The organism is Mesorhizobium sp. M7A.F.Ca.US.005.03.2.1 (assembly GCF_003997795.1).
GTDB lineage: Bacteria > Pseudomonadota > Alphaproteobacteria > Rhizobiales > Rhizobiaceae > Mesorhizobium > Mesorhizobium ciceri.
The window spans coordinates 1-2,126 of sequence record NZ_RZRP01000993.1; the positions used below are offsets into that span (position 1 = coordinate 1).

A 2,126-nucleotide genomic window follows, 5' to 3' on the forward strand; every position below is an offset into this window, starting at 1 on the left:
GGGCCGAAGATATCCGCATCGACACGATGCGCGCCTCGGGTTCGGGCGGCCAGCACGTCAACACCACCGATTCGGCGGTCCGCATCACCCATCTGCCGACCGGCATCATGGTCGTGCAGGCTGAGAAATCGCAGCACCAGAACCGCGCCAAGGCGATGCAGATCCTGCGCGCCCGCCTCTATGATCTCGAACGCGGCAAGGCTGACGAGGAGCGCTCCGAATCGCGCAAGTCACAGGTCGGCTCCGGTGACCGCTCGGAACGCATCCGCACCTATAATTTCCCGCAAGGGCGCGTCACCGACCATCGCATCAATTTGACGCTCTACAAGCTCGACCGGGTGATGATGGGCGAACTCGACGAGATCATCAACGCGCTGATCGCCGATCATCAGTCCAAGCTGCTCGCCGACATCGGCATCGATGACTGACCTGCCCAACGCGCTCGGGCCGCTGCTGCGGGAAGCGCGGGCTCGGCTCGGCAGCACCGTCGACGACCCGGCGCTCGATGCGAGGCTGATCGTCGAGCATTTTTCGGGCACGACGCGCACGCAAGCCATTGCGGACCCCGAACGCAGGGTCGGCGCCGGCGCTGTTGCCGAAATCGATGCCGCGTTGAGACGCCGCGCCGGCGGCGAACCTGTGCATCGCATCCTCGGCTATCGTGAATTCTACGGTTTGCGCCTGGCGCTGTCGCCGGAAACGCTGGAACCGCGGCCGGATACCGAAACGCTGGTCGAGGCGATATTGCCCTTCGTCAAGGCGGTTGCGACGCAGGAAGGCGAGTGTCGCATCCTCGATCTTGGCACCGGCACCGGCGCCATTGCGCTGGCGCTGCTCAGCGTCGTGCCGACGGCTAATGCCACCGGCGTCGATCTGTCCGCGGGTGCGCTGGCGACGGCGGCCCGCAATGCCGGGCAACTTGGCCTTGCGGGCCGGTTCACGGCGCTGCAGTCGGACTGGTTCGAAAAAGTTTCCGGCCGGTACCATGTAATTGTCGCAAACCCTCCCTATATATGTTCCGAAGACATTGGAAATCTGCAGGACGAAGTCCGCAATTTCGACCCGCGCCTAGCCCTGGATGGCGGCGCGGACGGTCTGAACCCCTACAGAACCATCGCTGCGGAAGCGGCAAGGTTTTTGGAAATTGAAGGCAGAATTGCGGTCGAGATCGGCCATACGCAACGCAACGAGGTCTGCGAGATATTCACTGCAGCCGGCTACGTGCCGGGCAGTGTTTTCCGTGACCTCGGTGGAAACGACAGGGTTATTGTCTTTGAAAGGATAAAGCCTTGACGCAGTGCAAAAAAGCGCTTGGCAATGCCGGGGAATGCGGCTAGGGTCGCCTTAACCGGATGAGACGAAGCAGGCAGTGCTCTTAGCGATTCGGTTTTCCTTGGAAATAGCTGCCTTCTTGCGCAAACGATGCCCAAGCTTCGTGCGGGAATCGTCCGGCAAGTGATGTAACCGGAACAGGATGACACGTGGCGCCAACGCAATCGATGCGGGCGAACGCCGGTGAAGAGACGAAACGGCTGGCTGCATGAGCGCCTCCGTTCGTGAAGAGTTTTTCGAAAATTTCAAAATGAAGAGAGTTTGATGAGGCCACAACAGCAGAACAGGCGCATGCGCGGTCGCAACAACAATGGCGGCGGCGGTGGTAACAATAACAACAATAACAACAACAACCGCAAGGGGCCTAATCCCCTGACGCGCAACTACGAGAGCAATGGCCCGGACGTGAAGATCCGCGGTTCGGCTCAGCAGATCGCCGAAAAATACGCCACCCTTGCCCGTGATTCACACAGCTCCGGCGACCGGGTCATGGCGGAGAACTATCTCCAGCACGCCGAGCATTACAATCGCATCATCGCGGCCGCACAGGCGCAGATGCCGATCCAGAACACGCAGCAGAATCGCGATGATTTCGACGATGATGGCGATGAGGACCGCGACGATTTCGACAATAGCGGCAACAACAGCAACGCTGCTTCCGACGTCCAGATCCCGGTGGTCAACCATGGCGCCGGCCCGCAGCCGGTTATCGAAGGTACGCCGGCCGAGGTCGCGCTGAACCGGGAAGGTGGCCGCGAGGCCCGCGATAACAATGGCGGGCGCAACAATGGCGG

General features: G+C 61.1%; 3 protein-coding genes. All 3 read left to right on the plus strand.

The features are described 5' to 3' along the window. On the plus strand, positions 1-428 hold a 428-nt coding region (locus EN991_RS33665; RefSeq protein WP_281058838.1), incomplete at its 5' end, for a peptide chain release factor-like protein. After that, complete coding sequence (gene prmC / locus EN991_RS33670; RefSeq protein ID WP_127370352.1) at positions 421-1,293, plus strand: peptide chain release factor N(5)-glutamine methyltransferase; 873 nt, start codon at positions 421-423, stop codon at positions 1,291-1,293. The genes EN991_RS33665 and prmC, both read left to right, overlap by 8 nt. Positions 1,294-1,596: 303 nt before the next feature. Further along, the coding region (locus EN991_RS33675; RefSeq protein ID WP_127370353.1) for a DUF4167 domain-containing protein at positions 1,597-2,126 on the plus strand (530 nt) is incomplete at its 3' end.